At 54.7% G+C, this 26,878-nt stretch carries 24 protein-coding genes and 1 pseudogene; 17 read left to right on the top strand and 8 right to left on the bottom strand.

The window, feature by feature from the left end:
• Positions 1–155 precede the first annotated feature (155 nt).
• Complete coding sequence (locus AC6I79_RS20790) at positions 156–1,049, bottom strand: LysR family transcriptional regulator (RefSeq protein WP_159377514.1); 894 nt, start codon at positions 1,047–1,049, stop codon at positions 156–158.
• Positions 1,050–1,169: 120 nt separating this feature from the next.
• On the opposite strand from AC6I79_RS20790, the gene AC6I79_RS20785 reads away from it, so the two are divergent.
• The gene (locus tag AC6I79_RS20785; protein ID WP_159377515.1) at positions 1,170–1,709 is read left to right on the top strand and encodes a nuclear transport factor 2 family protein; all 540 of its coding nucleotides are present in this window, start codon (positions 1,170–1,172) and stop codon (positions 1,707–1,709) included.
• Here the strand turns inward: AC6I79_RS20785 and AC6I79_RS20780 are convergent.
• The gene (locus tag AC6I79_RS20780; protein WP_159377516.1) at positions 1,690–1,908 is read right to left on the bottom strand and encodes a hypothetical protein; all 219 of its coding nucleotides are present in this window, start codon (positions 1,906–1,908) and stop codon (positions 1,690–1,692) included. The genes AC6I79_RS20785 and AC6I79_RS20780 overlap by 20 nt on opposite strands.
• 285 nt (positions 1,909–2,193) lie before the next feature.
• On the opposite strand from AC6I79_RS20780, the gene proP reads away from it, so the two are divergent.
• Positions 2,194–3,627, top strand: a complete 1,434-nt coding sequence (gene proP, locus AC6I79_RS20775; RefSeq protein ID WP_031280122.1) for a glycine betaine/L-proline transporter ProP — start codon at positions 2,194–2,196, stop codon at positions 3,625–3,627.
• Positions 3,628–3,763: 136 nt separating this feature from the next.
• A complete protein-coding gene (locus AC6I79_RS20770) occupies positions 3,764–5,047 on the top strand; it encodes an MFS transporter (protein WP_159377517.1) in 1,284 nt (427 codons plus the stop codon).
• A 226-nt stretch (positions 5,048–5,273) separates the two neighbouring features.
• Here the strand turns inward: AC6I79_RS20770 and AC6I79_RS20765 are convergent, their stop codons facing one another.
• Positions 5,274–5,483, bottom strand: a complete 210-nt coding sequence (locus AC6I79_RS20765) for a CsbD family protein (protein WP_021509571.1) — start codon at positions 5,481–5,483, stop codon at positions 5,274–5,276.
• A gap of 328 nt (positions 5,484–5,811) precedes the next feature.
• On the opposite strand from AC6I79_RS20765, the gene treZ reads away from it, so the two are divergent.
• The 5 genes from treZ to AC6I79_RS20740 all read left to right on the top strand — a co-directional run bounded on the left by treZ (position 5,812) and on the right by AC6I79_RS20740 (position 15,844).
• Positions 5,812–7,596: a malto-oligosyltrehalose trehalohydrolase gene (gene treZ, locus AC6I79_RS20760; RefSeq protein WP_159377518.1), complete on the top strand. Its 1,785-nt coding sequence runs from the start codon at positions 5,812–5,814 to the stop codon at positions 7,594–7,596.
• Positions 7,593–10,088, top strand: a complete 2,496-nt coding sequence (treY, locus tag AC6I79_RS20755; RefSeq protein WP_159377519.1) for a malto-oligosyltrehalose synthase — start codon at positions 7,593–7,595, stop codon at positions 10,086–10,088. Before treZ ends, treY begins: the two co-directional genes overlap by 4 nt.
• A gap of 59 nt (positions 10,089–10,147) precedes the next feature.
• Positions 10,148–12,223: a glycogen debranching protein GlgX gene (glgX, locus tag AC6I79_RS20750; protein WP_159377520.1), complete on the top strand. Its 2,076-nt coding sequence runs from the start codon at positions 10,148–10,150 to the stop codon at positions 12,221–12,223.
• Between the two features lie 593 nt (positions 12,224–12,816).
• Positions 12,817–14,460 (top strand): methyl-accepting chemotaxis protein, encoded by a 1,644-nt coding sequence (locus AC6I79_RS20745; RefSeq protein ID WP_159377521.1) that lies wholly within the window; start codon positions 12,817–12,819, stop codon positions 14,458–14,460.
• A gap of 187 nt (positions 14,461–14,647) precedes the next feature.
• Positions 14,648–15,844 (top strand): MFS transporter, encoded by a 1,197-nt coding sequence (locus AC6I79_RS20740; RefSeq protein ID WP_159377522.1) that lies wholly within the window; start codon positions 14,648–14,650, stop codon positions 15,842–15,844.
• A gap of 3 nt (positions 15,845–15,847) precedes the next feature.
• On the opposite strand, the gene AC6I79_RS20735 is transcribed toward AC6I79_RS20740, so the two are convergent.
• Positions 15,848–16,420, bottom strand: a complete 573-nt coding sequence (locus AC6I79_RS20735; RefSeq protein WP_159377523.1) for a pyridoxamine 5'-phosphate oxidase family protein — start codon at positions 16,418–16,420, stop codon at positions 15,848–15,850.
• Positions 16,421–16,431: 11 nt separating this feature from the next.
• Positions 16,432–17,160, bottom strand: coding sequence for a YoaK family protein (locus tag AC6I79_RS20730; protein ID WP_010615793.1), 729 nt, complete (start codon positions 17,158–17,160; stop codon positions 16,432–16,434).
• 188 nt (positions 17,161–17,348) lie between these two features.
• Between AC6I79_RS20730 and AC6I79_RS20725 the strand changes: the two genes are divergently transcribed.
• The 5 genes from AC6I79_RS20725 (at position 17,349) to AC6I79_RS20705 (ending at position 19,251) form a co-directional block, all read left to right on the top strand.
• Positions 17,349–17,966 (top strand): TetR/AcrR family transcriptional regulator, encoded by a 618-nt coding sequence (locus AC6I79_RS20725; RefSeq protein WP_058770495.1) that lies wholly within the window; start codon positions 17,349–17,351, stop codon positions 17,964–17,966.
• 143 nt (positions 17,967–18,109) lie between these two features.
• Positions 18,110–18,313 (top strand): hypothetical protein, encoded by a 204-nt coding sequence (locus tag AC6I79_RS20720; protein WP_021508701.1) that lies wholly within the window; start codon positions 18,110–18,112, stop codon positions 18,311–18,313.
• A gap of 18 nt (positions 18,314–18,331) precedes the next feature.
• Complete coding sequence (locus AC6I79_RS20715) at positions 18,332–18,586, top strand: biofilm development regulator YmgB/AriR family protein (RefSeq protein ID WP_125310694.1); 255 nt, start codon at positions 18,332–18,334, stop codon at positions 18,584–18,586.
• A 187-nt stretch (positions 18,587–18,773) separates the two neighbouring features.
• A complete protein-coding gene (locus tag AC6I79_RS20710; RefSeq protein WP_021508703.1) occupies positions 18,774–19,001 on the top strand; it encodes a YgdI/YgdR family lipoprotein in 228 nt (75 codons plus the stop codon).
• A 22-nt stretch (positions 19,002–19,023) separates the two neighbouring features.
• The gene (locus tag AC6I79_RS20705) at positions 19,024–19,251 is read left to right on the top strand and encodes a YgdI/YgdR family lipoprotein (protein WP_021508704.1); all 228 of its coding nucleotides are present in this window, start codon (positions 19,024–19,026) and stop codon (positions 19,249–19,251) included.
• A gap of 111 nt (positions 19,252–19,362) precedes the next feature.
• On the opposite strand, the gene AC6I79_RS20700 is transcribed toward AC6I79_RS20705, so the two are convergent.
• Entirely contained in the window at positions 19,363–20,442 is a 1,080-nt protein-coding gene (locus AC6I79_RS20700; protein WP_498027838.1) for a zinc-binding dehydrogenase, read from the bottom strand.
• Between the two features lie 111 nt (positions 20,443–20,553).
• Here AC6I79_RS20700 and AC6I79_RS20695 point away from each other — a divergent pair, with 111 nt between their 5' ends.
• Together AC6I79_RS20695 and AC6I79_RS20690 are read left to right on the top strand one after the other, a co-directional pair.
• Complete coding sequence (locus AC6I79_RS20695; RefSeq protein WP_498027837.1) at positions 20,554–21,348, top strand: helix-turn-helix transcriptional regulator; 795 nt, start codon at positions 20,554–20,556, stop codon at positions 21,346–21,348.
• A gap of 49 nt (positions 21,349–21,397) precedes the next feature.
• Positions 21,398–21,625 (top strand): annotated as a pseudogene (locus tag AC6I79_RS20690) (hypothetical protein); the annotation flags it as partial.
• Here AC6I79_RS20690 and AC6I79_RS20685 read toward each other — a convergent pair.
• Entirely contained in the window at positions 21,599–22,501 is a 903-nt protein-coding gene (locus tag AC6I79_RS20685) for a LysR family transcriptional regulator (protein WP_058775118.1), read from the bottom strand. The pseudogene AC6I79_RS20690 and the gene AC6I79_RS20685 overlap by 27 nt on opposite strands.
• Positions 22,502–22,595: 94 nt before the next feature.
• Here AC6I79_RS20685 and AC6I79_RS20680 point away from each other — a divergent pair, with 94 nt between their 5' ends.
• Both AC6I79_RS20680 and AC6I79_RS20675 read left to right on the top strand, forming a co-directional pair.
• Entirely contained in the window at positions 22,596–23,603 is a 1,008-nt protein-coding gene (locus tag AC6I79_RS20680) for a zinc-dependent alcohol dehydrogenase family protein (protein WP_058775133.1), read from the top strand.
• Between the two features lie 230 nt (positions 23,604–23,833).
• Entirely contained in the window at positions 23,834–24,301 is a 468-nt protein-coding gene (locus tag AC6I79_RS20675; RefSeq protein WP_058775119.1) for a GNAT family N-acetyltransferase, read from the top strand.
• A 135-nt stretch (positions 24,302–24,436) separates the two neighbouring features.
• On the opposite strand, the gene AC6I79_RS20670 is transcribed toward AC6I79_RS20675, so the two are convergent.
• Positions 24,437–26,398, bottom strand: coding sequence for an SIR2 family protein (locus AC6I79_RS20670; protein ID WP_498027836.1), 1,962 nt, complete (start codon positions 26,396–26,398; stop codon positions 24,437–24,439).
• Between the last annotated feature and the right edge of the window lie 480 nt (positions 26,399–26,878).

Below are 26,878 nucleotides of genomic sequence, written 5' to 3'. Positions count from 1 at the left end.
CTCTTCAATGGGCTTAGTAAGGAAATGAGATATGAAACGTTTCAGCGTGAAGCCGCTGGTAAACGTTTATAAGAGGGTTAAGCCGGGCGAAGATGAACTAAAAAAGTGGTGATTATTCGAAGTGAACAGAGTGCGCGGGCACACTCCGGGCAGGGTTATTTTATGCGCAGCCATTGTACAAACGCGCGCATGGCAGGTGACATGGCTTTACCTGCTATCCAGCAAAGTGAATAACCCGGGAATTCCATCTCCCAGGGTTGCAGAAGGCGACAAAGCTTGCCGGAGGCCAGCAATGCACTGACCCGTTCCGCCGTTAACTGGGCAATACCTGCGCCAGCAATAGCGGCCTGCCGCTGCCTTTCGCGATCGTCTACCACCAGATTTCCGTGCACGGGAATATCAAAAATTTTCCCCTCATTTAAGAACTGCCAGGGCTCTACCCTGCTACTTCCCGGCCAGCGCCAGCCGATGCAATTGTGATTGATCAGATCTTCCGGGACTTCAACCGCACCATGCTTTGCCAGATATGCTGGCGCAGCGACCACAATCTGATGGAGCGGCTTGCCTAATGGAATAGCAACAAATCCCGGTTCCAGCACCTCGCCTAAGCGCAGTGATAAATCATAGCCGCCGCGGCTCAGATCGACCGGCGCATCGCTGGTTGTGATATCCAGCTGCACGTTGGGATAATCAGTAAGAAACCCGGCAATATTGTGATCAAGAAACATTTCAGCCCCCGATCGAAAAGCATGAACGCGAATCAGCCCCTTAATATCCTGGCTTCTGGCGTGTGCCTGCTGCAGGGTCTCATGCTGATTAGTCATAATGGGTGCAGTCTGAAGAAACAGGGACTTGCCATCATCGGTAAGATATACCGCCCGGGTGGTCCGGTTCAGCAAACGTTGCCCGAGTTGTGCTTCCAGCGCGGTGATTTGCTGACTGACGGCTGACGCAGATACCCCTAATATTTCCGCAGCGGCTCTGAAATTCAGTTGCTGAGCAACCACGACAAAAGCCCGTAAAGCCAGATACTCCGCGCTGTTAATCATTATTGATGTCCTTTATTAATTGCCACTTAACACACCATTAAGATACAGGAACTTCACGCCTGTAAGTATCTCGTTATAATCACTCAAATCATAATTAATAAATAATATCAGGAGCACTTTATGCTGCAGGAAAACCTTGAATTAGCGCAGAGATTACAAATTATCGAAGACAAACTGGCTATTTATGAATTGATTGCGTCACATCCCCCCAGCGCAGATACTGCAATGGCGGAATATACATTATCGATTTATCTGGAAAAGAGTGAATTCAATCGCGGCCCTCATCTTGATGGCGCGGAGGGTGCAGAGGCGATAGCCGCCTTTATTTTGCGGCCTGAGCATGAGGAAGCACTGGCTAGCGGATTAGCGCATTTTACCGGATTACCCTTGATTGATCTGCGCGGAGACAGCGCGGTAGTCACCTCTTATTTACAGTTAATTTATCTGGATGATAAAGGCGAATCACGCATGCTGGCCAATCACGGCAGCTCTCCTGGGTATCGCATACACCGCGTTGTAGTGAATCGCTGGGAGTTAAAACGCATTGCGGGCCAATGGAAAATTCATCGCAGGACGTTGATTCCGGTGGACGGTAGCGGTTTATCACGCGCATTGCTTTCCCAGGGGCTGAAAGATGTATTCAGCCGACAATCACGATAATTAACGCGACAAGACAGTCATTGAGCCAGACCACGATATGCAGCGACGTCATCAATGATAATCCGCTACGAGACTGGCGGCGCAGGTTGGTGTCCAGCATGGCAACGGTCTGGCTATTCCTTTCAGCCAAATCCTTTGGTGATGTACTTGCCAGTAACGTATGAAATTTATTAAAGCCGACATTCTTATCCTGTAGCAATGCAGCATATTCCCCTATAAATCATCGCCTCACCAAAGAATATCATGTGCAGAATGCTATCAGCTTTAAGCATCAGCATAATGGGTTATTTCAGCCGCTGCGCCTTTTGACAGTCTCATACTCTAACGCTACGCTTAATTGCAAGGATATATGTCGCAAACTTGCGTAAAGATAAAATATTTCCTAAGGTGACCGCCTTTCAGCCTCTTATAGCTTTCATTTCCCTTTGTGAAGTGCCGGCTGCGAAAGCTATAAGATCGCTCCAATTTTACTCATGGGGAGTTTATGAGCACCGGAACGATGACCAATAAACCTGATTTGACCGTTGACGATATTACCGTCATTGACAACAAATTATTGAAACGCGCCGTCAGCGCCGCAGCGCTGGGTAATACCATGGAGTGGTTTGATTTCGGCGTTTATAGTTACCTTGCCGTGATTATCGGCCAGGTATTTTTCCCGGACGCCAGTAATACCGCGCAGCTTATTGCGTCGTTTGGTACTTTTGCGGCCGCGTTTTTAGTGCGCCCGATTGGCGGCATGGTATTTGGTCCACTCGGCGATCGCTTTGGCCGGCAGAAAGTGCTGGCCTTTACCATGATTATGATGTCGATTGGTACCTTCTGTATTGGCCTGATTCCCAGCTATGCCAGTATCGGTATTGCCGCGCCGATCCTGCTGTTGCTGGCGCGTCTGGTGCAGGGCTTTTCCACCGGCGGTGAATATGGCGGTGCCGCCACCTTTATTGCGGAATACTCCACCGACAAACGCCGCGGCTTTATGGGCAGCTTCCTGGAGTTTGGTACGCTGGCCGGTTATCTGCTGGGCGCCAGCCTGGTGACCGGTATGATTGCGCTGCTGCCGCATCAGGCGATGATGGACTGGGGCTGGCGCATACCGTTCTTCCTGGCCGCGCCGCTGGGGCTGTTTGGCCTGTATATCCGCCTGAAGCTGGAAGAGACACCCGCGTTTAAAGAGCATATGGATAAGCGTGAAGAGGCCGAACATAACAAGCCGCAGCTCACGCTGTGGCAAATGCTGCGCACGCAGAGTAAGCCGCTATTGAAGTGTATTGGTCTGGTGCTGCTGTTTAACGTGTCTAATTATATGCTAACCGCCTATATGCCGAGTTATTTAACCGGCATTCTGGGGCTGAGCGAAATATCCGGTCTGCTGCTGGTGATGGTGGTGATGTTTATCATGATGCCGCTGACCTTAATGTGGGGCCATTTCACCGACCGCATCGGCCGTAAACCGGTGATTGGTTTCGGCGCGCTGGGATTATTAGTGCTGGCGATCCCGGCGTTCATGCTGATTGGTTCTGGCAACATGCTATGGGTATTTGCCGGTCTGGCCGTGCTGGGCTTACTACATACCTGCTTTAGCGGCACCATGCCAGCGACATTACCGGCACTGTTTGTCACCGATATTCGTTACAGCGCGCTGGCTATCGGCTTTAATTTGTCAGTCTCGCTGTTCGGTGGCACCACACCGTTAATTACCGCATGGCTGGTCGACACCACGCACAATACCATGATGCCGGCGTATTACATGATGGGTGCCGGCGTGATTGGTTTGTTAACAGTATTAACGCTGAGTGAGACAGCACGTAAGCCACTGAAAGGTTCATCCCCTGCGGTAGCGACTAAAGCCGAGGCGCATAAACTGATTGATAAACTGCGTAAACAGCGCAGCCGTAAAAAACAGCAGCCAGCATAATCCTCGCTGATATTCACATCAGGTGCGCTCAATGCGCACCTTTTTTTGTGCCCTGCGTCAGACTTATAGCTCAGATAATCGCCCCGGGCTGCGGTAGACTGACCCTCTCTGACTGTTTTTTACTCATTAAGGGATAATGATGTCATCTGCAGTGGCTCCCGCCGTTAATCAAAAGCGCGTACTGATTGCCGGATCCGTCGGCAATTTTATCGAGTGGTATGAATTCGCCGTGTACGGTTTCATGGCCACGCTGATCGCTAAACATTTCTTCCAGCTGGAAGGAGAAAGCGCCCTCACCAGCCTGATCCTCACCTATGCGGCCTTTGCGGTGGCGTTCTTTTTTCGCCCGTTAGGGGCGGTGCTGTTTGGCCGCCTGGGCGATCGCTATGGCCGTAAACCGGTGCTGATCGCGGTGCTGGTATTGATGACGCTGGCCACCGTCGCCATCGGTCTGGTCCCGGTTTATGCCAGCATTGGCGTGGCTGCGCCGCTGCTGATTACACTGCTACGCATTTTGCAGGGACTGTTTGCCGGCGGAGAATACGGCGGCGCGGTCTCGCTGATGACCGAATCGGCGCCGCCCGGCAAGCGCGGATTTTATGGCGCATGGCAGTCGCTGACGGTGGCGCTCGGACTGCTGGCGGGCGCGGGCGTGGTGGCAGTACTGCCGCTGCTGCTGGGAGACGCCGCCATGAACGCCTGGGGCTGGCGTATTCCCTTCCTGCTGGCGCTGCCGCTCGGCGCAGTGGCGTTGTGGCTGCGCACCGGCCTCGACGAATCACCGCAGTTCCGCCAGACACCGGCGGCACCACAACAGCAGGCGTCGCTGGGTGTCACGCTGCGCGCTATCGGGCTGGGCATTGGGCGGTTAATGGTATGGTCAGCCGCCGGTTATACCTACCTTGTAATCATGCCTACCTATCTGCAGGCCGCGCTGCATACCGGCTTTAACCAGGCGCTGCTGATTGCGGTGATCTCTAACCTCGGCTTTGCCGCCACCATTCTGCCGGCCGGCATACTCAGCGATCGCTATGGCCGCCGCACATTAATGCTGCTGGCGACGTTTTTGCTGCTGGTGCTGGCTTTCCCGCTGCTGAAAGTGCTGCAACATCCGGAGAGCGGTATGGCGATCAAAGCGCTGGTGGTGTTTATCGCCGGTGCGCTGGTGGGCATGCTGGCCGGACCGGGACCGGCGATGCTGGCCGAGATGTTCCCGACCCGCGTGCGTTACACCGGGCTGGGGCTGGCCTATTCGCTCTCCAACGCGCTGTTTTCCGGCTGCGCGGGTCTGATCATTACCGGCCTGATGAAGCAAACCGGCAACGCCGACATTCCCGCCTGGTATGTGATGGCCACCGCCGTAGTGAGTTTTATCGCGCTGCTGACGCTGAATAAGGACGATCACCGCAGACCCCTTTGAGAAAAAAGCGTTTGTGCAGGTAAGCACCTATCATTGGTCGCCATCAATGGCGACCCTACAGGGGCCGAAAGATTTTTTTACAGGAGTGATGAATACATAGGCATATATATGTCTAAAATAACATAGAAAATAAATCAAGACATGCCTGATATTTTATCCAGCTCAAAAACAGTGCCATTATAAATAACAAAACCCCGGCACATCAGTGTGCCGGGGATAACCAACACTACCAGTTAAATTTATTACTATCTTCCCACTCTTTGACTTCCTTCTCTGCTTGATCTTTACCGTAGCCGTAGCGCTCCTGAATGCGGCCGACTAATTGATCGCGTTTCCCTTCGGCTACGTCTAAATCGTCATCTGTAAGCTGGCCCCATTTCTCTTTCACTTTTCCTTTGAACTGCTTCCAGTTTCCGCTGATACGATCTTCGTTCATCAGTGTTCTCCTCATTTAGGTGACAGTGCCGCCTGGCATTATTTCGCGCAGCGGTTAACTGCGCAGAGATAAGCGTAGCCTATGACTGAGATTAAAAGGTGCTTAAGCGAACAAATCGGAAAATTTACGTAACGGTACTGTTTAAAGCGCAGCGGGAATTAAATCTGAAAATATAGGCTATGATTTTTCAGGGTACTCAGTGATTTATCTGCGTACCCGTTTGCTACCAGGGCATTTAGTCTTTTGTATTCAGAGAGTAAATGGTTTTAAGGAACGCGAATCGCTTGATGTCGTCCATTCCCCGTGCGGGGCTTAACGAGGCAATAGAATGGAATCCACAACGTTGGAAAAATCCTGGGGTGCTGAAATCCTTGCTGACGGCAGCGTGCGGTTTCGCCTTTGGGCACCCGGTCAGCAGCAAATTACCCTTCACGCCGATGGTCAGCAGCATGCCATGCAGCGGCAGCAGGATGGCTGGTTCAGCCTGACGCTGCGCGGGCCTGGTCACGGCAGCGCATATCACTACGAGCTGGCCGATGGCAGCACGGTGCCCGATCCGGCCGCGCGGGCACAACGCGCCGATGTCAACGGCCCTTCTCTGGTTATCGACCCACACCATTACGACTGGCAGCAGCGCGACTGGCAGGGACGGTCCTGGCATGAAACGGTGGTCTACGAGCTGCACATCGGCACCTTTACCGCCGAAGGCACCTTCCGCGCGGCTATCGCAAAACTCCCTGCGCTGGCAGAGCTTGGTATCACCATGATCGAAGTACTGCCGGTATCGCAGTTTGGCGGCGCGCGCGGCTGGGGCTATGACGGCGTTCTGCTGTATGCGCCGCACTCGGCGTATGGCTCACCGGATGATTTCAAGGCCTTTGTCGATGCTGCACACGCATTGGGACTGTCGGTGGTGCTGGATATTGTGCTCAACCACTTTGGTCCGGAAGGCAATTACCTGCCGCTGCTGGCACCGGCCTTTTTCCACGAAGAGCGCATGACGCCGTGGGGTGCCGGGATTGCGTACGATGTCGACGCCGCGCGGCGTTATATCGTCGAAGCGCCGCTCTACTGGCTGAAGGAGTTCAACCTCGACGGCCTGCGCTTCGATGCCATCGATCAGATTGAGGACACGTCCAGCAAGCATGTGCTGATTGAGATTGCCGAACGCATTCGCAGCGAAATCCACTCTCGCCCGATCCATCTCACCACCGAAGACAGCCGCAACGTGATCTTCCTGCATCCACGCGATGCGGACGGTAACGCGCCACTGTTCAGCGGTGAATGGAACGACGATTTCCATAATGCCATTCACGTCTTTGCCACCGGCGAGACGCACGCGTATTACCAGGATTTCGCCGACGTACCGGAGAAATTAATCGCGCGCATTCTCACCGAGGGCTTTGCTTATCAGGGCGAGCTGTCGCCACAGAGTGGCCAGCGGCGCGGCGTACCCAGCGCAGGCCAGCCGCCGGTCGCGTTTGTCGACTTCATCCAGAACCACGATCAGGTGGGCAATCGCGCCCAGGGCGAACGCCTGATTAGTTTGGCCGGTACCGATCGCACCAAAGTGCTGCTCGCCACCCTGCTGTTGTCACCACATATTCCGCTGCTGTTTATGGGCGAAGAGTACGGTGAAACCAACCCGTTCCTGTTCTTTACCGATTTCCACGGCGATCTGGCGAAAGCGGTGCGTGAAGGACGGGCGCGCGAATTTACCGGTCACGCCGGTCATGACGATACGGTACCGGATCCCAATGCTGAAGAGACCTTCACGCGTTCGAAACTGGACTGGAGCAAAGTGGAGAATCCCGCAGGCCAGGCGTGGCTGACGCTTACGCGCCAGTTGCTGGCGTTGCGCCAGCAGCACATCGTGCCGCTGCTGCCGGATGCCCGCAGGCATAACGGCCAGGTGCTGCGCACTGCACCAGGCTTTGTCGCCGTCAGCTGGCAGTTCCCGCAGGGCCAGCTGTCGCTGGCGCTAAATATTGGACAGCAGAGCCAGCCGCTGCCCGCTATGCCCGGCGAGACGCTCTTTGCGTGGCCACAGGAAAGCGGCGAGCTGCCGCAGCACTCTCTCATCGTGCGTCTGGCAAAAGGAGCAGCGCAATGAGCATTCCAACCGCAACCTACCGTATTCAGTTCCGTAACGGCATGACCTTTGACCGCGCAGCGCAGCTGGTGCCCTATCTGCAGCAGCTTGGCATCAGCCATCTTTATGCCTCGCCGATCTTTACCGCCACGCGCGACTCGACGCACGGCTATGACGTTACCGATGCCAATGAGATTGACCCGGCGATTGGCGGACGCGCCGGTTTTGACCGCCTCAGCGCGGCGCTGCAGCAGGCCGGGATTGGCCTGATCCTCGATATTGTGCCTAACCACATGGCGGCGTCGCTGGAAAATGCCTGGTGGCGCGATGTGATTGAATACGGGGAAGCCAGCCGCTTCGCACGCTACTTTGATATCGACTGGTCGCGCAGGCTGACGCTGCCGTTCCTCGGCGATGATTTTGACCGCGTGCTGGCCAATGATGAACTCAGCATCAAGGCCGATCCGCACAGCGGCAATCCGGCGCTGGTCTATTACGACAGTTACTATCCGCTGACGCCCGCCAGCTGGCAGCAGCGTAAAGACGAGGTGCTGGCGCTGCGCGATCGCGCGGCCATCGCGGAACTGCATGCGCAACAGCCGTGGCAGCTGATGAACTGGCGTGAGGCGCGCAGCGCGCTCTCCTACCGCCGCTTCTTTGAAATTACCGGGCTGGTCGGCGTGCGCGTCGAAGATGAAGAGGTGTTCGCGGCTTCGCATCGCCTGATTCTCGAACTGGTACACAGCGGTGTGGTGAGCGGGCTGCGCGTCGATCACGTTGACGGGCTGGCCGATCCGCTCGGCTATCTGCAACAGCTGCGTCAGGCCGCGGGCGACGCGTGTTATATCACGGTGGAGAAGATTCTCGCTGACGGTGAGCAACTGCCCGCCGACTGGCCGGTGTCCGGCACCACCGGTTACGAGTTTATCGCCGCGCTGTCACATGCGCTGATTGATGATAATCAGATCGATATGCTGCATCTGGCCTATGAAGCGGTATCCGCTGAACGTAACGACGTGGCGGCTGGCCTGCGTGCAGCGCGTGAACTGATGGTCGATCGCAACTTTGCCGGGGAATTCAGCCGCCTGCTGGCGCTGGCTACCGAGGCAGCCGATCTGGTGCATCGCAACTTCAGTGAGGCTGAGCTGCACGTGGCGCTGCGCGAACTGCTGATCGCCTTCCCGGTGTATCGCACCTACGGCCGGAAAGCCGGTATGCCGCTGGAAGGCGAAGCGTTGCTATTACAGGTGCTGGAGCAGGTTAAACACAGCGCCTCGCCTGCGGCGCTGAGCTTTTTGCAGGCATTACTGCTGGGGGCGATCACTGAACAGGGCGAGCAGGATGCGGCAGAGTTCCGCGCCCGCTTCCAGCAGCTGACCGGTCCGCTAATGGCGAAATCGGTCGAAGACACGCTGTTTTTCCGCAATCACGTAGCGCTGGCGATCAACGAAGTGGGTGCCGAACCACTGCCACACGCGTTTTCGCTCGAACGCTTCCACAGCGAAATGCAAACCCGACTGCAGCATCAGCCGGATGGGCTGTCCGGCACCTCCACGCACGACACCAAGCGCGGCGAAGATGCGCGCGCGCGGCTGTATACCCTGAGCGAAGCGCCGGCGCTGTGGGCGGAAAACGTCACGCGCTGGCGGCAGATGAATCAACCACACGTAGTCGCGCTGGCGGACGGCCCGGCTCCCGAACCGCCGGTCGAGTGGATGCTGTATCAGGCGCTGGCCGGCGTCTGGCCCACCACGCTGCAGCCGGAGGACACAGCGGCACTCGACGCGCTGCGCGATCGCTTTTTACCGTTTGTGGAAAAAGCCCTGCGCGAGGCGAAGTTACGCACCGACTGGGCGGACGGCAATGAGGCTTACGAAAACGCTGTACTGGAGTATGCCCGTCAGCTGCTGTCGCCCACCAATCCGGCGTTCCTGCAGGACTTTAGCCACGCGCTACAGCCGTTCATCCGTGCCGGACTGGTTAACAGCCTGAGCCAGACGGTGATCAAACTGACCGCGCCGGGCGTGCCGGATATCTATCAGGGCTGCGAAGCGCTGGATTTCAGCCTGGTCGATCCGGACAACCGGCGCGAGCCGGATTTCGCTCAGCTGACGGCGCAGCTGGATGTCCACGCCGCACCGGACTTTGCCAGCCAGCAGGACTGGCTGAGCGGCCGGCTGAAGCAGCAGATGGTTGCGCGCCTGTTGCATCTGCGCCGCGACCATCCGTCGCTGTTCCGCTTTGGTGATTATCAGCCGCTCAGCGCATCGGGCGAACATGCGGAAAAAGTGATCGCCTTTGCCCGGCAGGACAGCGATCACGCGCTGCTGGTGATTACGCCACGGCTGATTTTCAATGGTGCACAGTGGAGTCTTACCCGACTGGCACTGCCGGAATCGCTGGCGCATCGCCACTATCGCAATGTGCTGACCGGCGAGACCGTAGTGATTAATGACGATGTTACGCTGGACAATGTGAGCTATAGCGCGCCGCTGGTGCTGATTAGCCAGTAGCGTCCCCGATAAACCTGTTGTTTTACATGACTATCTATTCACTGGATGGAGAGGATTGAATGTCTAACGGTAAACCTATGGAAATCACCGCCGGTTCGGGGCACCAGCTCGGCGCCAATTATGATGGCGCAGGCGTCAACTTTGCGCTGTTCTCAGCACACGCGGAACGGGTCGAACTCTGTCTGTACGATGAGAGCGGCCAGCATGAAATTGCCCGCTTCGATCTGCCGGAATATACCCACGAAATCTGGCACGGCTACGTGCCCGGGCTGAAACCCGGCGCGCTGTATGGCTATCGCGTTCACGGACCCTTCGATCCGGAAAACGGTCACCGTTTTAACCCGAGCAAATTACTGATTGATCCCTACGCCCGCGAGCTGCAGGGCAACATCGACTGGAATGAAGCGCACTTCGCTTACGATTTATTGCACGAAGATAAAGATCTGACGCTGGATAGCCGTGACAGCGCGCCGTTTACCCCCAAGTGTCGGGTGATTGACACCAATGAGTTTGACTGGCAGGACCACAACCGGCCCAGCATTCCGTGGTCCAGCACGGTGATTTATGAAACCCACGTCAAAGGTTTCACCCAGCTTAATCCGGCGATTCCGGCAGAGATGCGCGGCACCTATGACGGCATGAGCCACAAATCCACCGTCGACTACATCAAAAGCCTCGGCGTGACGTCAGTGGAATTGCTGCCGGTACACTGGTTCCCGGACGATCAGCATCTGCTGGATCGCGGACTGAAAAACTTCTGGGGCTATAACTCGCTGGCCTTTTTCGCGCCTGCCAGCCGCTATTTTGGCCCGCGCGGTATTCAGGGCTTTCGCGACATGGTGCGCGCTTTCCACGATGCCGGCATCGAAGTGATTCTCGACGTGGTGTATAACCACACCGCGGAAGGCAACGAACTGGGGCCGACGCTGTCGTTTAAAGGGATTGATAACTTCTCCTACTACCGCACGCTGCCGGATCAGCACCGTTATTACATCAACGATACCGGCACTGGCAACACGGTGAATACCTCCCATCCGCGCGTGCTGCAGCTGGTGACGGATTCGCTGCGCTACTGGGCAGAATCGATGCATATCGACGGTTTTCGCTTCGATCTCGGCACCATTCTCGGTCGCGAGCCGGAAGGGTTCGATCAGCGCGGCGGCTTCTTTGATGCCATGACGCAGGATCCGGTGTTGTCAAAGCTGAAGCTGATCGGCGAACCCTGGGACATCGGGCCTGGCGGCTATCAGGTCGGTGGCTTCCCGCCCGGCTGGGCCGAATGGAACGACAAATATCGCGACACGGTGCGTGAGTACTGGAAAGGCGACAACGTCTCAACCGACTTTGCCGCGCGCCTGCTTGGTTCCGGGGATCTGTACGATCAACGCGGCCGCCGCCCGTGGGCCAGCGTCAATTTTATCACCGCGCACGATGGCTTTACGCTGAACGATCTGGTCTCGTACAACGACAAGCACAACGATGCCAACGGGGAAGATAACAACGACGGCCATAACGACAACCGTTCATACAACTACGGTGCCGAAGGCCCCACCGACGACGAAGGCATCAACGCGGTGCGCGAGCGGCAGAAGCGTAACTTCCTCGCCACGCTGTTTTTCTCTCACGGCACACCGATGCTGCTGGCGGGCGATGAGTTTGGCCGCAGCCAGATGGGCAACAACAACGGCTATTGTCAGGACAGCGAGATTTCCTGGCTGCACTGGGAAGATCTGCCGGCTTCCGCTGATGCGTTACGCGATTTCACCCGTCAGGTGATTGCGCTGCGCGCACAGCAGCCGCTGCTGCGGCGTGAAAGCTGGCGCGACGGCATGGAGATTAAATGGTTTAACGCTGGCGGCGGTTTCCAGCAGGCGGAACAGTGGGATGAAGGCTCGACGCTCGGCGTGTACATCGGGCGTCCGGACCTGCAAACCGAAGAGGGTATCTGGCACGATGTGCTGATGCTGTTCAATCCGTTTGAAGGCAATGTGCCGTTCCGCATCCCGCAGTTTGGTGAAGGCGGCTGGGTGCTGGAGCTGACCACCTCCGACAGCGCCAGTAAGGGATTGGTAATTACCAAAGAGAAGGATTTCGAGCTGGAGGGCCGCAGCCTGGCGCTATTCCGCCGGCCGTGAGTTGTGCGCGGGGTGCCGGTTTCCAGGTGCGCATGAATGCGCACCCTACAGAAACAACGGGACATGCACTCCCCGTTTCCAGGTGCGCATGAATACGCATCCGACGGAAATAACGGGACATGCCCTCCCGGTTTCCAGGTGCGCATGAATGCGCACCCTACGGAAATAACGGGACATGCACTCCCGGTATCCAGGTGCGCATGAATGCGCACCCTGCGGAAACAACGGGACATGCACTCCCGGTTTCCAGGTGCGCATGAATGCGCACCCTACGGAAACAACGGAACATGCCCTCCCGGTTTCCAGGTGCGCATGAATACGCACCCTACGGAAATAACGGGACATGCACCGTAAGGTCGTCGTTCACGGCGACCTTATCGCATTCTGCACCCATCGTTAAACCCGCACCATCACAGGGTCGCCGTTCACGGCGACCTGTTCCACGACCGGCTCCATTGTTAACCCGCCAGCCTCTTCTGCTACCCGGCGCTAAAATTTCATTAACTAAAAACCACAATCTGCCGATGTTCTTTAATCTGCCCTTGTACCCGCCGCGTCAGGCGTCGGGGTGCGTTTAGATTAAGGATAATAAGATGAACATCTCCCAACGATTGTTACTGACCTTTTCCATGCTGTTTGGCGCCATCATTCTGCAAGCCGTGCTCGCCATCTCACTGCTTTCCGGCTTTCAGGAGCGCTTTGAATATGTGCAAACCAACGCCATCCCTTCAATCAAAGACCTCAACACGTTGATTGATCGCAGCAACCAGCTGGCGCTGACGCTGTACAAACACCAGACCCAGTTGCAGGACAGCAACATGCCCGCCGTCGAAGCGGACATTGATAAACAGATCGGCGGGCTGAAATCGCTCACCGATTACTACCTGACTCACAACATTTCCAGCGAGGAAGATAAGCGCCTGACTGAGGTGGCCTTTAGCAATATTCAGCGCGTGACTGAGCGGCTGCCCGCCTTTCTCAGTGCGTCGCGTGCACACCAGAATGCCATCAGCCTCGACCTGATTGAGGGCCAGAGCGGCATCGGTGCCGCCATTCGTCAGCTGATTGCCGATTATCAGAAACAGCTGATGCTGAACATCGCCATTGGCGACGAGTTACGCGCCACCAACCGCAGCACCTTCCATAATGTGTTGTGGACGACCATCAGCGGCGTGGTTGCAACGGTGCTGGTATTCGGTCTGTTCGCCCTGTTCACCGTACTGCGCATCCGCCGCAGCCTGGCGGATGTCGGCAAAGTGATGATGCGCGCCAGTGAAAATCTCGACCTGACGCTAAGCGCAGACGAAAGCCGTCGCGATGAGGTGGGCAATATGGCGCGCTCCTTTAATCAGCTGATGCGCAGCGTGGCCGGTTCGCTGAGTGCCGTGCGCAGCGCGTCGCATTCGGTGAGCAGCGCATCGGTGCAAATCGCCGCCGGCAATGAAGATCTCTCTGCGCGTACCGAACAGCAGGCCGCCTCGCTGGAGCAGACCGCGGCTAGCATGACTGAACTGAGTGAAACCGTACGTCAGACCGCCGATAACACGCGTCAGGCCAGCCAGCTGGCGGCTAACGCCAGTTCGCTGTCGGAAAAAAGTGGTACCTCGCTCAGCACCATGCTCTCGACCATGGATGACATTCGTGGCAGCTCGCGCAAGGTCACGGACATCGTCTCAATGATCGAAGGCATCGCTTTCCAGACCAATATCCTGGCGCTCAACGCGGCAGTCGAAGCCGCACGCGCCGGTGAGCACGGCAAGGGCTTTGCGGTGGTGGCGGGTGAAGTACGCAGCCTGTCGCAGCGATCAACCTCGGCCGCGCGCGAAATCAAAGGACTGATTGAAGAGTCGCATCGACTGACCGAAGCCGGGGCCGCCCAGGCCAGCGACGTCAGCAGCAACATGCAGGTGATGAATGACGCTATCCATCAGGTCAGCGAACTGATGAGCGAAATCGCCGCAGCCGCGGTTGAGCAGAGTCAGGGCATTAGCCAGGTACAGCAGGCGGTGAATCAGATGGATGATGTGACGCAGCAGAACGCCGCGCTGGTGGAGCAGGCCTCAGCCGCGTCGCAATCGCTGCAGGAGCAGGCCCAAACGCTCAACCAGCTGGTGACCCGCTTCGTGCTGACGGAATCTGGCGCAACGCCGGTCATCAAGCCTGCGCCGGCGAGCCATAACGCGCCACAGCCGGGACGCCTGGCACTGGCCAGCGATGCCGACTGGCAGAGTTTCTGATCCCGTTGCCCTCCGCGTCGTCGCGCGGAGGGGCTTTCTCCCACTGACGAATTCCCCCGGCGCGCGGGCGCGAGCGACATTGCCTCAACGAGCGCCAGCAAAACTGCTATTCTGTGAACCATGCTAACGGTCATCAGCAACGAAAGCGTTTCACCTCCGCATGCCCGCCGCTCCCTAAAGGAATCTTATGCACCCTCAGCAACAGACACGCGGTAAATGGGCCATCTTTGGCCTGATGTTTATTCCTGGCTTTACCTGGGCTTCCTGGGTTAGCCGCACCCCCTTTATGCGCGATGTGCTGCACGCCTCGACGGAAATGATGGGCCTGATTCTGTTTGGCTTCTCCTGTGGCTCCATGCTGGGCGTGCTGCTGGCCGGTAAGCTGGTCGCGCACTTTGGCACCAGCCGGGTGATGCGCACGGGTTACCTGATCCTGCTCGGTGGCCTGGTGCTGATGACCGTCGCGTTAACGCTCGCCAGTAGCGGGCTGGTGTTTACCAGTCTGGTGTTGCTGGGCGGCGGAACCGCGCTGATGGATGTGGTGGTTAATGTCGAAGGAGCAGCGTTTGAGCGGCGCATCGGCAAGTCAATCATGACAATCATTCACGGCTTCTTCAGTTTCGGCACGCTGATCGGCGCACTGGCGGGGCTGGCCATGACCGCAGCCGATATCAGCACCCACTGGCACTTTAGCGTGGTGCTGCTGGTTAACCTGCTGATTGCCGCCCTGGCGCTGCGCCATCTGCCCGCCACCAGCGACAGCGAACGCAGCGAACAGCCGCATCACGGCGGCTTTCTGGCCCAGGTTGGACGTGAACTGCGTGACCGCCAGCTGCTGGTGCTCGGCGTGGTGATTCTGGCGATGGCGCTGGCGGAAGGCTCGGCTAACGACTGGCTGCCGTTACTGATGATCGACGGCCATAACCTCAATCATACCCAAAGCACGCTGGTCTACGCGGGCTTCACCGCTGGCATGACGCTGGGGCGCTTTCTCGGTGGGCTGGTGGTTGATCGTCTGGGCCGCGTCTGGGTACTGCGCGCCAGCGCTTTCTCCGCCGCGCTGGGGCTGACGCTGGTGATTTTCTCCGATAACCCATGGCTGGCGGCGGCGGCCGTGCTGTTCTGGGGCGTCGGCGCGTCGCTCGGCTTCCCGCTAACGGTCTCGGCGGCGGGCGATGGCCATAACAGCGCGGTGCGCGTCACGATTGCCGCCACGCTGGGCTATCTGGCGTTTCTGGTCGGCCCGCCCGGACTGGGCTTTATCGGCGAACATGCCGGATTGCGCATGGCGATGCTGCCGGTACTGATCATGGTGCTGCTGGCGCTGGTGTGCGCCGGTGCGGCTGGCCGCCCGCGTCAGGCAAAAACACCGGCGGAACAATAAATCTCAGGGCACGCGCCAGCTGCCCTGCCAGCCATCCGCAGTGGCCTCAAATCGCGCGCGTTGATGGGGCTCGCGGCTGACATCCAGCCACTCCACGCTATGCAAGGTGATCTGCACCAGCGCGAAGTGCTCGTCGGGCCCGGTGCCCGCCTTTTGCGCGCTGGCAGGCAGTGCGTCATCAGGATGAGCAATCACGCTGCCCGGCCTGACCGGTGACTGAAACAACGCGTGCGAATGCGGGCGCAATGCATGCCAGGCTGCGGCACGCTGTTGTGCATCGTCAACGCGCTGAGCCGTGCCTGCCAGCCTGAGCTGAACGCGCCTGGCGGCATCATAAGCCAGTAACGCCACCTGCGGCTGGGCTGCAATATCCTGCATTTTGGCGCTGCGCCGATCGGCGGTAAAACGCAGGGCCGGCAGCGCGGGCAAAAACTGCCGTATCACCACGGTGCGCAGGCTGGGCTGGCCGTCAGCGGTCACCGTTGCCAGCTGCATCAGGGTGAAAGCCGAACGCGATGTGGTGGCTGTGCTAAGCAGCTGCCAGATGGCTTGCAGGCGGTCGTCGAGCGAGATCATGATTCCCTTCCTTAGCGGGCGTGAAGCGGGTTGCTGCCCGCACGTTTCAGCGCCGACAGCGCCAGCGCGCTGAGCAGTAACCCAATGACGATCAGCAGCGCGTAGCTTAGCCACTGCAGCAGCAGAATGCCCAGCACGCCGCCTGCGAGAAACGCCAGCACGGTGTAGCAATGCAGTTTTAGCCGCTCAATGTACAGCGGCGCGTCTTTTGGTGACTCTTTGCGACGCAGCACGTCGAACAGCATCGCCAGCTCAATGCCGATATCGGTTGACGTGCCGGAAACGTGCGTCGTGCGCACGCGGGCATTGGAGATGCGCGTTACCACCGCATTTTGCAGGCCCATCAGAAAGCTCAGGCTGAGAATCAGTAACACGCCGCCCTCGCTGAAATGAAAGCCGCTTTCGACAATCCCCAGTACCAGCAACGCTATGCCCTCCAGCAGAATATTGATGGCGTAGATGCCGCGTATCTGCCGCCTGCGGCCGGAATTGATGATCAGCGTCGAGACCGACGAACCGGCGATGAATAACAGCACAATCAGCAGGAAGAACAGCCCGATATGCAGATTGGCTTTCGCCAGATGATCGGACAGGGATGAGACGTTACCGGTCATGTTGGCGGAGAAGAAACCAACCGTTTCGAACGCCGCAGTGTTCAGTGCGCCCGCCACGGCGGCCAGCGTCGCCGCCAGGCGGATGTCGGTGTTGAAAGTGCGCGTATCCTCAGTGGAGATCAGCATGAAAAGGTCCTGGCCCGGCAAAAGGTTTATCATCCTCCGGCAGTCAAAAATTCTCAACTGGCAGAGCTGAACATTAACGCGGCTCGCTGTCGATCAGTGCACGCCGGGCCAGGCGTTTGTGCAGGATTTGACCCTGTCACCGATAAGCCGGATAATTTGGAAACGATTCATTCTAAATAGCCCGCATTATGACCAGTAAACCCAATCCGGCGCCGGCTGCCAGAGAGCGCGGCAGACCGCGCAACTTTGATATCGACGAAGCGCTCGACAGCGCCATGATCGTGTTTCGCCAGAAGGGTTTTCATGCGGCCTCGATTGCCGATTTAGGTGAAGCGATGAACCTGACGGCGGGCAGTATCTATAAAGCGTTTCAGGATAAACGTTCCCTGTTTCTGCGGGTGTTTGAGCGCTACATCCTGCTGCGCAACGTGGACCTGCGCGCCCGTTTGCAACAGTACCCGACCGGCCGGGCGCGCATTGCTGAGCTGTTGCAGTTTTATCTCGACTCAGCCAGCGAGATCGAGGGCAGACGCGGCTGCCTGGTGGTTGGCAGTACCGTGGAACTGCAAACGCTGGACGAAGAGTTATCCCAGCTGGTGCGTGAAGCGGTATTACGCAACCGCAACTTCCTGACTTCGCTGGTTGAACAGGGACAAGAGGACGGATCGATTTCGCCACGACTGGATGCCGACACCGCTGCCGGATTGCTGCTTTGCGTAGCATTTGGTATGCGCGTGGTAGGCAAAATTCAGGATGTGACTAATGGCAAAGAAACCATTAATATGGTGCTCAGCATTCTGGACTGATTCGTCTGGCCTATTAGGAAATAGGCGTTTCCTAATTAATATTCGCCGCGATAACGTTTTAAACCCTGGAATCGCGCGCTTAATAATATTTATCAGTCAGTAACATATTACTTAGATTTATGTTTATTTGTTCCGGGGGTTGAGTGAAGCACGATGAATTAGAAGATGCCGATGAGATCTATCTTTTATTGGGCAAAGTCGTCACACAGATTGTACAACCGGGTGAAACCTTATCTGTTCAGCAAATAATTGGCGCGCTGTATCGCACGGGCTTGCGCTCGGAGAATCCGGCCATCCAGCAGGCCTGCGATAATGCGATCAGGCTGCTGGCCAAAAAGCTGAATTAACGCACTGCTATCAGGGTAATGATGATGCGATACGATCCTTTTCATAATAATTCTGAAGATGCATTACCATGGACTGGTGGATCGCTGCAGGCAAAGCAGCATGAGTTACTTGGCACGCTGGTGCAGGAAATTTTGTGTAGCGGCAAGTTGCTGAACCGAAAAACCCTGTTTGTCGCGCTAATAGCACGTCTCGACCAGTGCGACGATGTGATATTGAAAACGCATTACGAGGCTATTTTTTCTCTGCTGCTTGGTCGCCTGGCCGCTGAGTAATATCGCAACGCTATCCTGCCTTCCCAATATACGCGGCGAAACACATTAGCCGCGCCTGGTAATTTCCTCCTCATCAATTGCACGCTAAACCGCATTAATTGTGCAAAGAAAGCGAGTCAGGTCAGACCAGAATCCGGATTTTGTTCTACGCTTATAGCTGGACTTCAGACCAATCAGGGAAATTACTATGAAGAAACTGACTGTAGCGGCTGTGTTATTGACATCGATTTTTGCCATCGCCGGCTGTTCATCGAATCAGGCGATTAAAACCACCGACGGACGCACTATCGTCACCGATGGTAAGCCACAGGTGGATAGTGATACTGGCCTGGTCTCATATAAAGATGCGCAAACCGGTAAAACAGAACAGATTAACCGTGACCAGATCACCAATATGAGTGAACTGAATAACTGATCTACTCGATAGGGAGAGCGACATGAAAAAAGTGATTTTGTTACCACTGGCAGCCATTGTGGCACTGAGCGCCCTGACCGGCTGTACCCGTACCAGCTACGCCATTCATACCAATGATGGCCGTACCATTGTCAGCGATGGTAAACCGCAGGAAGCGGAAAGCGGACTGCTGGGCTACGTTGATGCCAATGGTGTCAAACAGCAGATCAACAAAGCGGATGTCAAAGAGGTCTCTGAGATTCCGCATTAATCGGTTCTTATCAAGCCCGCGCAGCGGGCTTTTTTGTGCCAGAATTTTGTGATTGAACCCATACGCAGGGCCGTCGTAGGAGAGCAATCCGGCCCAACGCGGCGCCTTTGGTCAGGGACGCACGACGGTGAGTTTAAACGGCCCGCTGTTTTTCGCAGCATGCGCGACTGAATCATTCACTCTCTCAAGCGGAAACTCGGTTACGTCATAGTGGCTCAGATCAAGCAGTCCCGCGCGTATAAGGCCGCAGAGCGTAGGGACTGCCGAAGGTTCATACATCCACTGCCCTTTTACGGTAATGAGGTTACGCATTATCCAGGGATAAGGTAGCGAAAGATCGTCCCCACCCAGCATGCCAACACCGCCCATAAGGACTGCACGACCATAAGGTCTGACTGACATAATCGCATTCCGGACGACAGAGGCCTGCGCAGACGGCGGAAGGAAATCAAGGACCGCATCAATGGGTCCCCCGGCCATGTGCTTCATGGCAGCAATATCGATCTCTGCTGTACCTGTGAGCTTTACTGTTTCCACACGCGATCCAAAACGTTTTTTCAAATCGTTCAGCACCCGTTCACTACGGCCCGGTGCGATGACTTTATGGGCTCCCATGGCCAGGGCAGCAAGCACAGCGGAGCTGCCGAAATTACCGGTTGCACCACTGACCAGCAGGCGCTCTCCCGCTTTCAAATCCATAGATAACAATCCGCCATAGGCTATAAGCAGCGTATTGATGGCACACCACCGCCCCGCTTCTGCAGGCGAAATGTCGCCAATGGGCACTGCGTTTTCAGTCGGAATGCGTATTTGTTCAGCAAGACTGCCATTCAGGTGATATTGCTGGATTTTTTGTCCTCCTTCACCACGGGCACTCCAGCCCTGAAGGACAATTTCTGGCGACAGCGCGTTGTCACGGGAACGCACCGTCGGATCGCAAAATACCCAGTCTCCTGGTTTCAGCCAGGTTGAGTCAGGGCCGGTCTGGCGAACCTTTCCGATGGCACCACAGCCCGGGATGACCGGCACAGGTAAAAGATATTTTCTTTCCCCACTCAGTACTTCATTCGTGTAGGAAAGAACGGGCGCCGCAACCACATCGACAATGACTTCCCCGGTTCCCATCACCGGTGCAGGCACATTCTTAACGTCTAGCGGACGGCCAAAGGCAGTAAGCACAGCAGCTTTCATGGTCATATTCTCCTGAGGGCATAGAACAATATGAAACCATCATAGGGCGACCAAAAACGGCGTAAAATACACTAGTTTTATACAGGTATAATTTACTACCAGGTTCAAAAAATGGTTAAGAATACTGAGCTAAGGCAGTTTTTACGTTCACGACGTGCAAGGGTGAAGCCTCAGCGCCCCCCCTCTGCCGGGCCAGAAAGACGGCGAACGCCCGGACTAAGGCGTGAGGAAGTTGCAGCGATGCTGGGAATAAGTAAGGAATGGTATACCAAAATCGAACAGGGACGGGTCAGCACGCTTTCCGAACGGATAGTTAACGCCCTGGGTAAAGCTCTGCAGCTGAACGAGGCAGAATTTCTGCACCTGAAAACACTGACAGGCCGGAAAAAAAGTGCAGATATCGATCATGAAGTCCCGGCTAGCTTATCGCATCTGGTCAGGGCGCTGAGTGAGCCTGCCTACGTCACCAATGACAGATGGGATGTATTGGTGTGGAATTCAGCAGCAGAACAGGTCATCACGGACTTCAGCCTGTTGGCTGCAGATGAGCGAAATATCATGGTTTTCATGTTCACTACAGAGGAAGCCAGATACCTTTTTGGCGACACCTGGGCTGCAGAGGCACAGAGAATGCTTGGCCTGTTTCATTCCAGTTATTCACGAAATGCAGACGATGAGACCTTCACTGCGCTGGTAGAACGCTTAAGCCGTGAATGCCCGGAGTTTGATACATGGTGGAGCGAGCATGTGATAACGGCGCCGGTGTCCGGAGAGAAAAAACTCACTGGGAAAGACGGGATAACGCGGACATTCAGCTATTCAACGTTTACGTCAAATGACTCCCCTGCACTCAAGCTGGCAATTTATGTCCCGCTGTTATCTGCATCGGGCAGCAAGGTTATATGACATCATGATTCCGCCGGAGCAGTATTAAGGGGGTTAAGCTGAGTCTGCCGTAGCATATAAAGAGCGATCTAACCTGCCGGTGATCCATGACGAAGTGGAGCGGCATCAGCGTGAAGAAATACGTTATTATCTCCAGGAGCGCCGACATTATTCCGGGGTATGTCGACTGCTGGACTGCACAAGCTGTACATACATAACCCATCTGCCATTCAGAAAAGGTGACAGGCTGTTTCATATTGCGTCCCGCAGGTTACCAGCGTGGTGTGGAAAACCATGAAGTCAGCCAGTCTGTTAATGCACTGATTTTTGCCGACTGCAACTGGCTTGAAGGTTTCATTAACCAGACACCATCCTCGCCTGTTGCCTGCCAGTCCGACAGCACTGGCACCAGTGAACCCTCAGCCAGTTCTTTCTGTACCAGCCAGTTGGCCGCGAGTAATATCCCCATACCCGATTGAGCGGCCAGTATAAGCCCATCCATTTCGTCACTCTCGTAACGCGTCTTAACAGGTACCGCTATCTGTTGACCGTCTTTCTCGAGTCGCCATTCGGGCCAGCTGTGCATGGGTGTGAAACCCAGGCAATCATGCTTACGAAGGTCCTGAGGGTGTGTTACAGGAGAATGGCGCTCCAGGTAATCCGGCGCGACACATAAAATGCGACTTGTATTTGCCAGCTTTCGGGCAATTAATCTGCTGTCCTTCAGAACACCAATACGGATTGCCATATCAAAATTATCACCCAGTAAATCTACGTAGCGATCGCTGCAGTGCAGCACAATACGGATGTCAGGATAGGCTTTTAAAAAGAATGGTAAGGCCTGTACGACCCACTTTCGTCCGAATGAGGCGGGAACGGTAAGGCGAATCGTCCCGGCCGGACGCGCTGCCAAATCACGGGCTTCCTCTTCCGCTTCCCGCAGCAATTCATCTGCCAATTCAATTTTTTGCCGATAGCGTAAGCCCTCTTCTGTGGGACGTATGCGGCGGGTGGTGCGTTCCAGCAGGCGAATTCCCAGACGTTTTTCTAATGCAGCTACACGCCGGGAAACGACAGAGACATCTCTTCCCAAATCGCGCGCACCAGCACTAAAGCTGCCAGCGCGAACTACTGCAAGAAAAGCCTCCCGCTGACGATAATCGTCGTCATGCATTATTGCACCTCATGCAACAGTTATTTGTTTTTCAGGCTCATTATAGCGTCAGTTCTGCCTCAAAATGATCGTATTAATTGAACAGGGGGACACCATGAAAGCTATCCACTTATCCGCTGCAGGAATAGACAGCTTAAAAATATGTGATATTTCACCACCACAACCAGGGTATGGCGAAGTGCTGATTCGTCAGCATGCTGTAAGTCTGAATTACCTTGATTTGGCGCTGGCCACTGGTAAATTCGGCGCTGTTTCGCAGCCGGTTATTCCTGGTGCAGACAGCGCGGGAGAAATTGTTGAGTCTGGAGAGGGAGTTGAAGGCTGGCAAATTGGCGAACGTGTGGTGCCGGGGATGATGTCTCACTGGCATGCTGGAGCAATACGATCTCAACATCATCAAATATTACGCGGAGTTACGACCAACGGCGGGCTGGCAGAATACGCTGTAGTGCCTGCTGAGTCACTGGTGCGTATACCCGATTTTCTCAACTGGCAACAGGCAGCGACGTTACCCATTGCCGCAACGACCGCATGGAACGCTATAGTGCGCGGTAAAATACAGCCTGGCAGCACTGTTTTACTGCTTGGCACGGGAGGGGTGAGTCTGTTTGCAATGCAATATGCGAAGGCAGCAGGTGCGCGGGTGATCATCATCTCCTCTTCTGAGGAAAAACTGGACAGAGTGAAAGCCCTGGGAGCGGATGAAGGAATTAACTATCACGAGGTGCCCGAATGGGATCAACGGGTGCTTAAGCTGACTGATGGGCATGGCGCTGATCTTGTACTGGAATCAGTGGGTGGCTCAACATTTACGAAATCGATTAACGCAGCAGCTCATAACGGAACCATTTTCGTTATTGGCTTTGTTGGTGGCGCTGAAGTCAGCATGCCTGTTCTGCCCGTAATGCAAAAGATGTTGAATATTGTGGGTAACAATACGGGTTCTACTTCAGATTTGCGCGCGGCGGTCAGGGCGATTGAAACCTCCACGATTTATCCCGTAATTGATCGTATTTTCACTTTTGCCGATACACGAAAAGCTTATCGCTACCTTGAGGCTGCCGGACATATCGGGAAAGTGGTTATTAGTCTGGATGCATAACGCTGAATCAGCCGGGGAGTTCATCATGGGGCCTGATACCGGCTGATTACTCCTGTCCAGTAATGATGGACACTATTTTCCAGGAAACGGAGCCCGCTGCGCAAAAGCGCTGAATGAAACGCTGGCATAAGAGTGCAGGATTCATTTTTTTTCCAAAGAAGTATTAATAGTCCGATTTTCCATCAGGTGATAAGGTCAGGTTTCCCGGGAATTCTTAAACAGGATTGAGCGTGAGTATTTCAGAGAAATATGAGTGGTATAAAGATAACTACCTGATAAGTACAGACAGAAAAAAACTGGATGTGCAGGCTATCCATCTCTATCTCACGAGGTCAACCTGGGCAAAAGGGATTGATCTGGCTCTTGTCCGTGCATCCGTTGAAAACAGCCTTAATTTCGGTGTTTATCACGATGAAGCCCAGATTGGTTTCGCGCGCTTAATAACAGATTACGCTACGTTCGCTTACCTTTGTGATGTTTATATCCTGGAGGAATATCAGGGAGAAGGGTTGGGCAGATGGGTGATGCAATGCATACATGATCATCCTGTTTTTGAGCGGCTTCGCAGGATCATGTTGTTTACAACCACAGCGCCCTGGCTCTATGAAAAATTTGGCTACGAGCCTGTTAATCGGGAAAACTATGCATGGAGTATCACACGTCCTGATATTTACACTCATGCAAAAAAGACTGGCTGACCCGCGTTCCTGTCTGTCTCCAGTCTGGCGTATACACTCCAGATCTGCAATGTCCGCTTCTGGCACTGAGCGGACTGGCGACAGACGGATGTCCGCTATGAGCGAAGAGCGGAAGTTCGAAGTGCATACTTATACCTAAGCGCTCTTTAGCGAGGGTGGAGTACCAAGATAAAGCCGTTGCTGTTTCCAATATTCGATACCGCCTAAAATGCTATCCGCCCTAATCCATGCTCTGGCTACATGGATCTGCAAATGCGGTGCATTTAGTGCACTGATGATTTGGGAGCTTTCATTTAATAATCGCACGATATACGTAACAACATACTCTCCCGAATCAAAATACCCATCCTTCTGCTGTCTTTCTTTAAACACACTTTTGCTGCCCTTAGGCCAGCGACGCCGCAGAGCGGAAAGCAGGATATTGACGTAATTAATATTGGCCAGTGCCAAGTCTGCTATGCGATCTTCTTCACGGGCAGTGCTGCGTTCAGTAAGATAAAAACCAGGGATTGCCGGGCCGAACGGAGTGTAAAAACTCGGCGGATTGCTCTCGCGATACAGCAAATTCCAGACCTCTCCAAAGGGAAAAACCTCTTCGTCATAAAACAAAGTGCCCAAGCGAATGGACTGCATTTGTAATCTTCCATGCAGATACAGAGGCAGCTTAGTATTCTCAAGCCTCATGAAATACCTACGGAAAAGGATGCATATCTTTTCGCTGAGACATCGCAAAGGTTTACTCTGCCAGAGTCGCCATTTTTGTCTCCGTTCAGCGATATCGAGCATACAGCCAAACGCATCGATTTGCTCATCAAATGAGACTTTGAGTGGGCCCCTTAACCACCGAGCAAGATAAAATAAAAGCGCTGTTGCAGGTTTATTTTTAGCCCGAATCAGGCCTGTACGATTCACGTTTCTAACTTTTTCGTGCGGGGATTTTAGATAGTTCTGTATCAGTAGCGCCCCTGCAATAAATCCACGGGAGTAGTAAATCTCAGCTTCAAAAGGCACTAACAAATTGTCGTTCTCCAGCCGGCGTTTCAAATAGCGGAGCTGCTCTTCGGCTAGTTGGCCAAGACCCATAGAGCTGGCCAGGCGTGTACCGGTAAGGTACTTTTCTTTCTCAGTCGGGATGTAATATTCAGTTAGCGCAATTCGCCACCAATCATTACCCTCTCCTGTATCGGCCAAAGTCCTACTAGAAACTCCAAGTAAAGAGGTCAATAGTTCTGCCGTTGGCCCGTATTGAATCTTCATACCGCCAAAGGCCCCTTGCCAATAGACCATCGGTTCACGATTTTTCTGATCGTCGGGTCGCCAGAACTCTTGCTTTACTTCCGAGCTGTGGCCAATCCATACCAACCGGGTCGAACGATCTCCATTCCAGCGCTCACGGATCCAGTGATTAACGTCAAAATGGTCGGTACCGCTGTAGCCTGCTACCACCATTAAATCTGCCTGAACGGTTACCTGCTCAAGCAAAGTTTTAATTACCTCCGGTAGTCCGTGTTCCAGGTCTGCAAGCGTTGCACCAAGTCCAGAGCAGCCATGCTCTATGGTGCCATGTATCTTGATAATACCCCAGTCTTCGCCGTATTCTCGATGCAGGATGTCAAAAGCTTTGGTATCAGGATCGATCACATGCACAGGGATTTGATGACAACCCGCCTGTTCAATACAATCATCAAAATTGGTGGTAATACACCAGCTACGGTGCTTAATCAGGTAATCGGCAATCAGGTGATGATTTGCATTCGGAGGACGGTGGGAAAAAATACGCAGCAGTTCCCGCGCGGAACCACTACGTTCAGCGCCTTCAATGGTTGAAGGTTCAAACGCTTTATCGAGCACATGTTCTAAGCGTGGCAGGCTTCGCCCCATCCATTGATTGCATTGGCTAAATACCGTTTTTATTTCGGAAGCCGCTTTGTTGTCTAATAAATGGTCGAGCAGAGCTTCAGTTAGATCATATCCTCCAGGTAACTGCGTAGGGGACTCAATCGAAATTCCCGCGCCAACCATTAATACAACCTTGCCCGGGCAGGGCCACTCGGGCGTGAACCCCTTCCAACCAAACCACCAGTCATCCATTTCCATAGTTTTACCTTTAGGCTGCTTAAATGTGCTATTAATGCCTTAATTTTTCTGGTAATTCAAACCGTCAAAAAAGCACAAATGCGTAACCTGCGGTCGAGTTTAAAATCGATAACTAATTTTCAAGACGTACAGCCGCTGACGTTCAGCTCAGTTCAGCTTTGCAGTTTATTGTCACCATAGGAGAAATAAGCTCACCACCCAGATACCGATGTCAGTATCTCTCATAGGAACTATATGCTAATGAATTTCAGGCCTAGTGCGTTTTTAATGTCCATAATGTCCGCTTCTGGCACAAAACGGACATTCAGCATGCATTTTTACAAAGTACCAACATCCCCATGGTCAGTATGTGAAAGCATGTAACCCTTCACTCGTCCCGTGTTTATAAGCCCCCATACCCCACACCTATTTTTTGGGAATAACTGCTTAGCTCAGTGCTGACATTGATATGAGCATGCCCGCACTTTCTGGGCATAAACA

The organism is gamma proteobacterium symbiont of Scutellera amethystina, assembly GCF_059730845.1.
Note: the sequence above shows the minus strand (reverse complement) of the source record. Positions and strands in the feature narration are given on the sequence as shown.

Excerpts from the sequence above, each read along its gene's own strand:
- AC6I79_RS20790 (WP_159377514.1), bottom strand. The coding sequence starts at position 1,049 with ATGATTAACAGCGCGGAGTATCTGGCTTTACGGGCTTTTGTCGTGGTT.
- AC6I79_RS20785 (WP_159377515.1), top strand. The coding sequence starts at position 1,170 with ATGCTGCAGGAAAACCTTGAATTAGCGCAGAGATTACAAATTATCGAA.
- proP (WP_031280122.1), top strand. The coding sequence starts at position 2,194 with ATGAGCACCGGAACGATGACCAATAAACCTGATTTGACCGTTGACGAT.
- AC6I79_RS20770 (WP_159377517.1), top strand. The coding sequence starts at position 3,764 with ATGATGTCATCTGCAGTGGCTCCCGCCGTTAATCAAAAGCGCGTACTG.
- AC6I79_RS20765 (WP_021509571.1), bottom strand. The coding sequence starts at position 5,483 with ATGAACGAAGATCGTATCAGCGGAAACTGGAAGCAGTTCAAAGGAAAA.
- treZ (WP_159377518.1), top strand. The coding sequence starts at position 5,812 with ATGGAATCCACAACGTTGGAAAAATCCTGGGGTGCTGAAATCCTTGCT.
- treY (WP_159377519.1), top strand. The coding sequence starts at position 7,593 with ATGAGCATTCCAACCGCAACCTACCGTATTCAGTTCCGTAACGGCATG.
- glgX (WP_159377520.1), top strand. The coding sequence starts at position 10,148 with ATGTCTAACGGTAAACCTATGGAAATCACCGCCGGTTCGGGGCACCAG.
- AC6I79_RS20745 (WP_159377521.1), top strand. The coding sequence starts at position 12,817 with ATGAACATCTCCCAACGATTGTTACTGACCTTTTCCATGCTGTTTGGC.
- AC6I79_RS20740 (WP_159377522.1), top strand. The coding sequence starts at position 14,648 with ATGCACCCTCAGCAACAGACACGCGGTAAATGGGCCATCTTTGGCCTG.
- AC6I79_RS20735 (WP_159377523.1), bottom strand. The coding sequence starts at position 16,420 with ATGATCTCGCTCGACGACCGCCTGCAAGCCATCTGGCAGCTGCTTAGC.
- AC6I79_RS20730 (WP_010615793.1), bottom strand. The coding sequence starts at position 17,160 with ATGCTGATCTCCACTGAGGATACGCGCACTTTCAACACCGACATCCGC.
- AC6I79_RS20725 (WP_058770495.1), top strand. The coding sequence starts at position 17,349 with ATGACCAGTAAACCCAATCCGGCGCCGGCTGCCAGAGAGCGCGGCAGA.
- AC6I79_RS20715 (WP_125310694.1), top strand. The coding sequence starts at position 18,332 with ATGATGATGCGATACGATCCTTTTCATAATAATTCTGAAGATGCATTA.
- AC6I79_RS20710 (WP_021508703.1), top strand. The coding sequence starts at position 18,774 with ATGAAGAAACTGACTGTAGCGGCTGTGTTATTGACATCGATTTTTGCC.
- AC6I79_RS20705 (WP_021508704.1), top strand. The coding sequence starts at position 19,024 with ATGAAAAAAGTGATTTTGTTACCACTGGCAGCCATTGTGGCACTGAGC.
- AC6I79_RS20700 (WP_498027838.1), bottom strand. The coding sequence starts at position 20,442 with ATGAAAGCTGCTGTGCTTACTGCCTTTGGCCGTCCGCTAGACGTTAAG.
- AC6I79_RS20695 (WP_498027837.1), top strand. The coding sequence starts at position 20,554 with ATGGTTAAGAATACTGAGCTAAGGCAGTTTTTACGTTCACGACGTGCA.
- AC6I79_RS20685 (WP_058775118.1), bottom strand. The coding sequence starts at position 22,501 with ATGCATGACGACGATTATCGTCAGCGGGAGGCTTTTCTTGCAGTAGTT.
- AC6I79_RS20680 (WP_058775133.1), top strand. The coding sequence starts at position 22,596 with ATGAAAGCTATCCACTTATCCGCTGCAGGAATAGACAGCTTAAAAATA.
- AC6I79_RS20670 (WP_498027836.1), bottom strand. The coding sequence starts at position 26,398 with ATGGAAATGGATGACTGGTGGTTTGGTTGGAAGGGGTTCACGCCCGAG.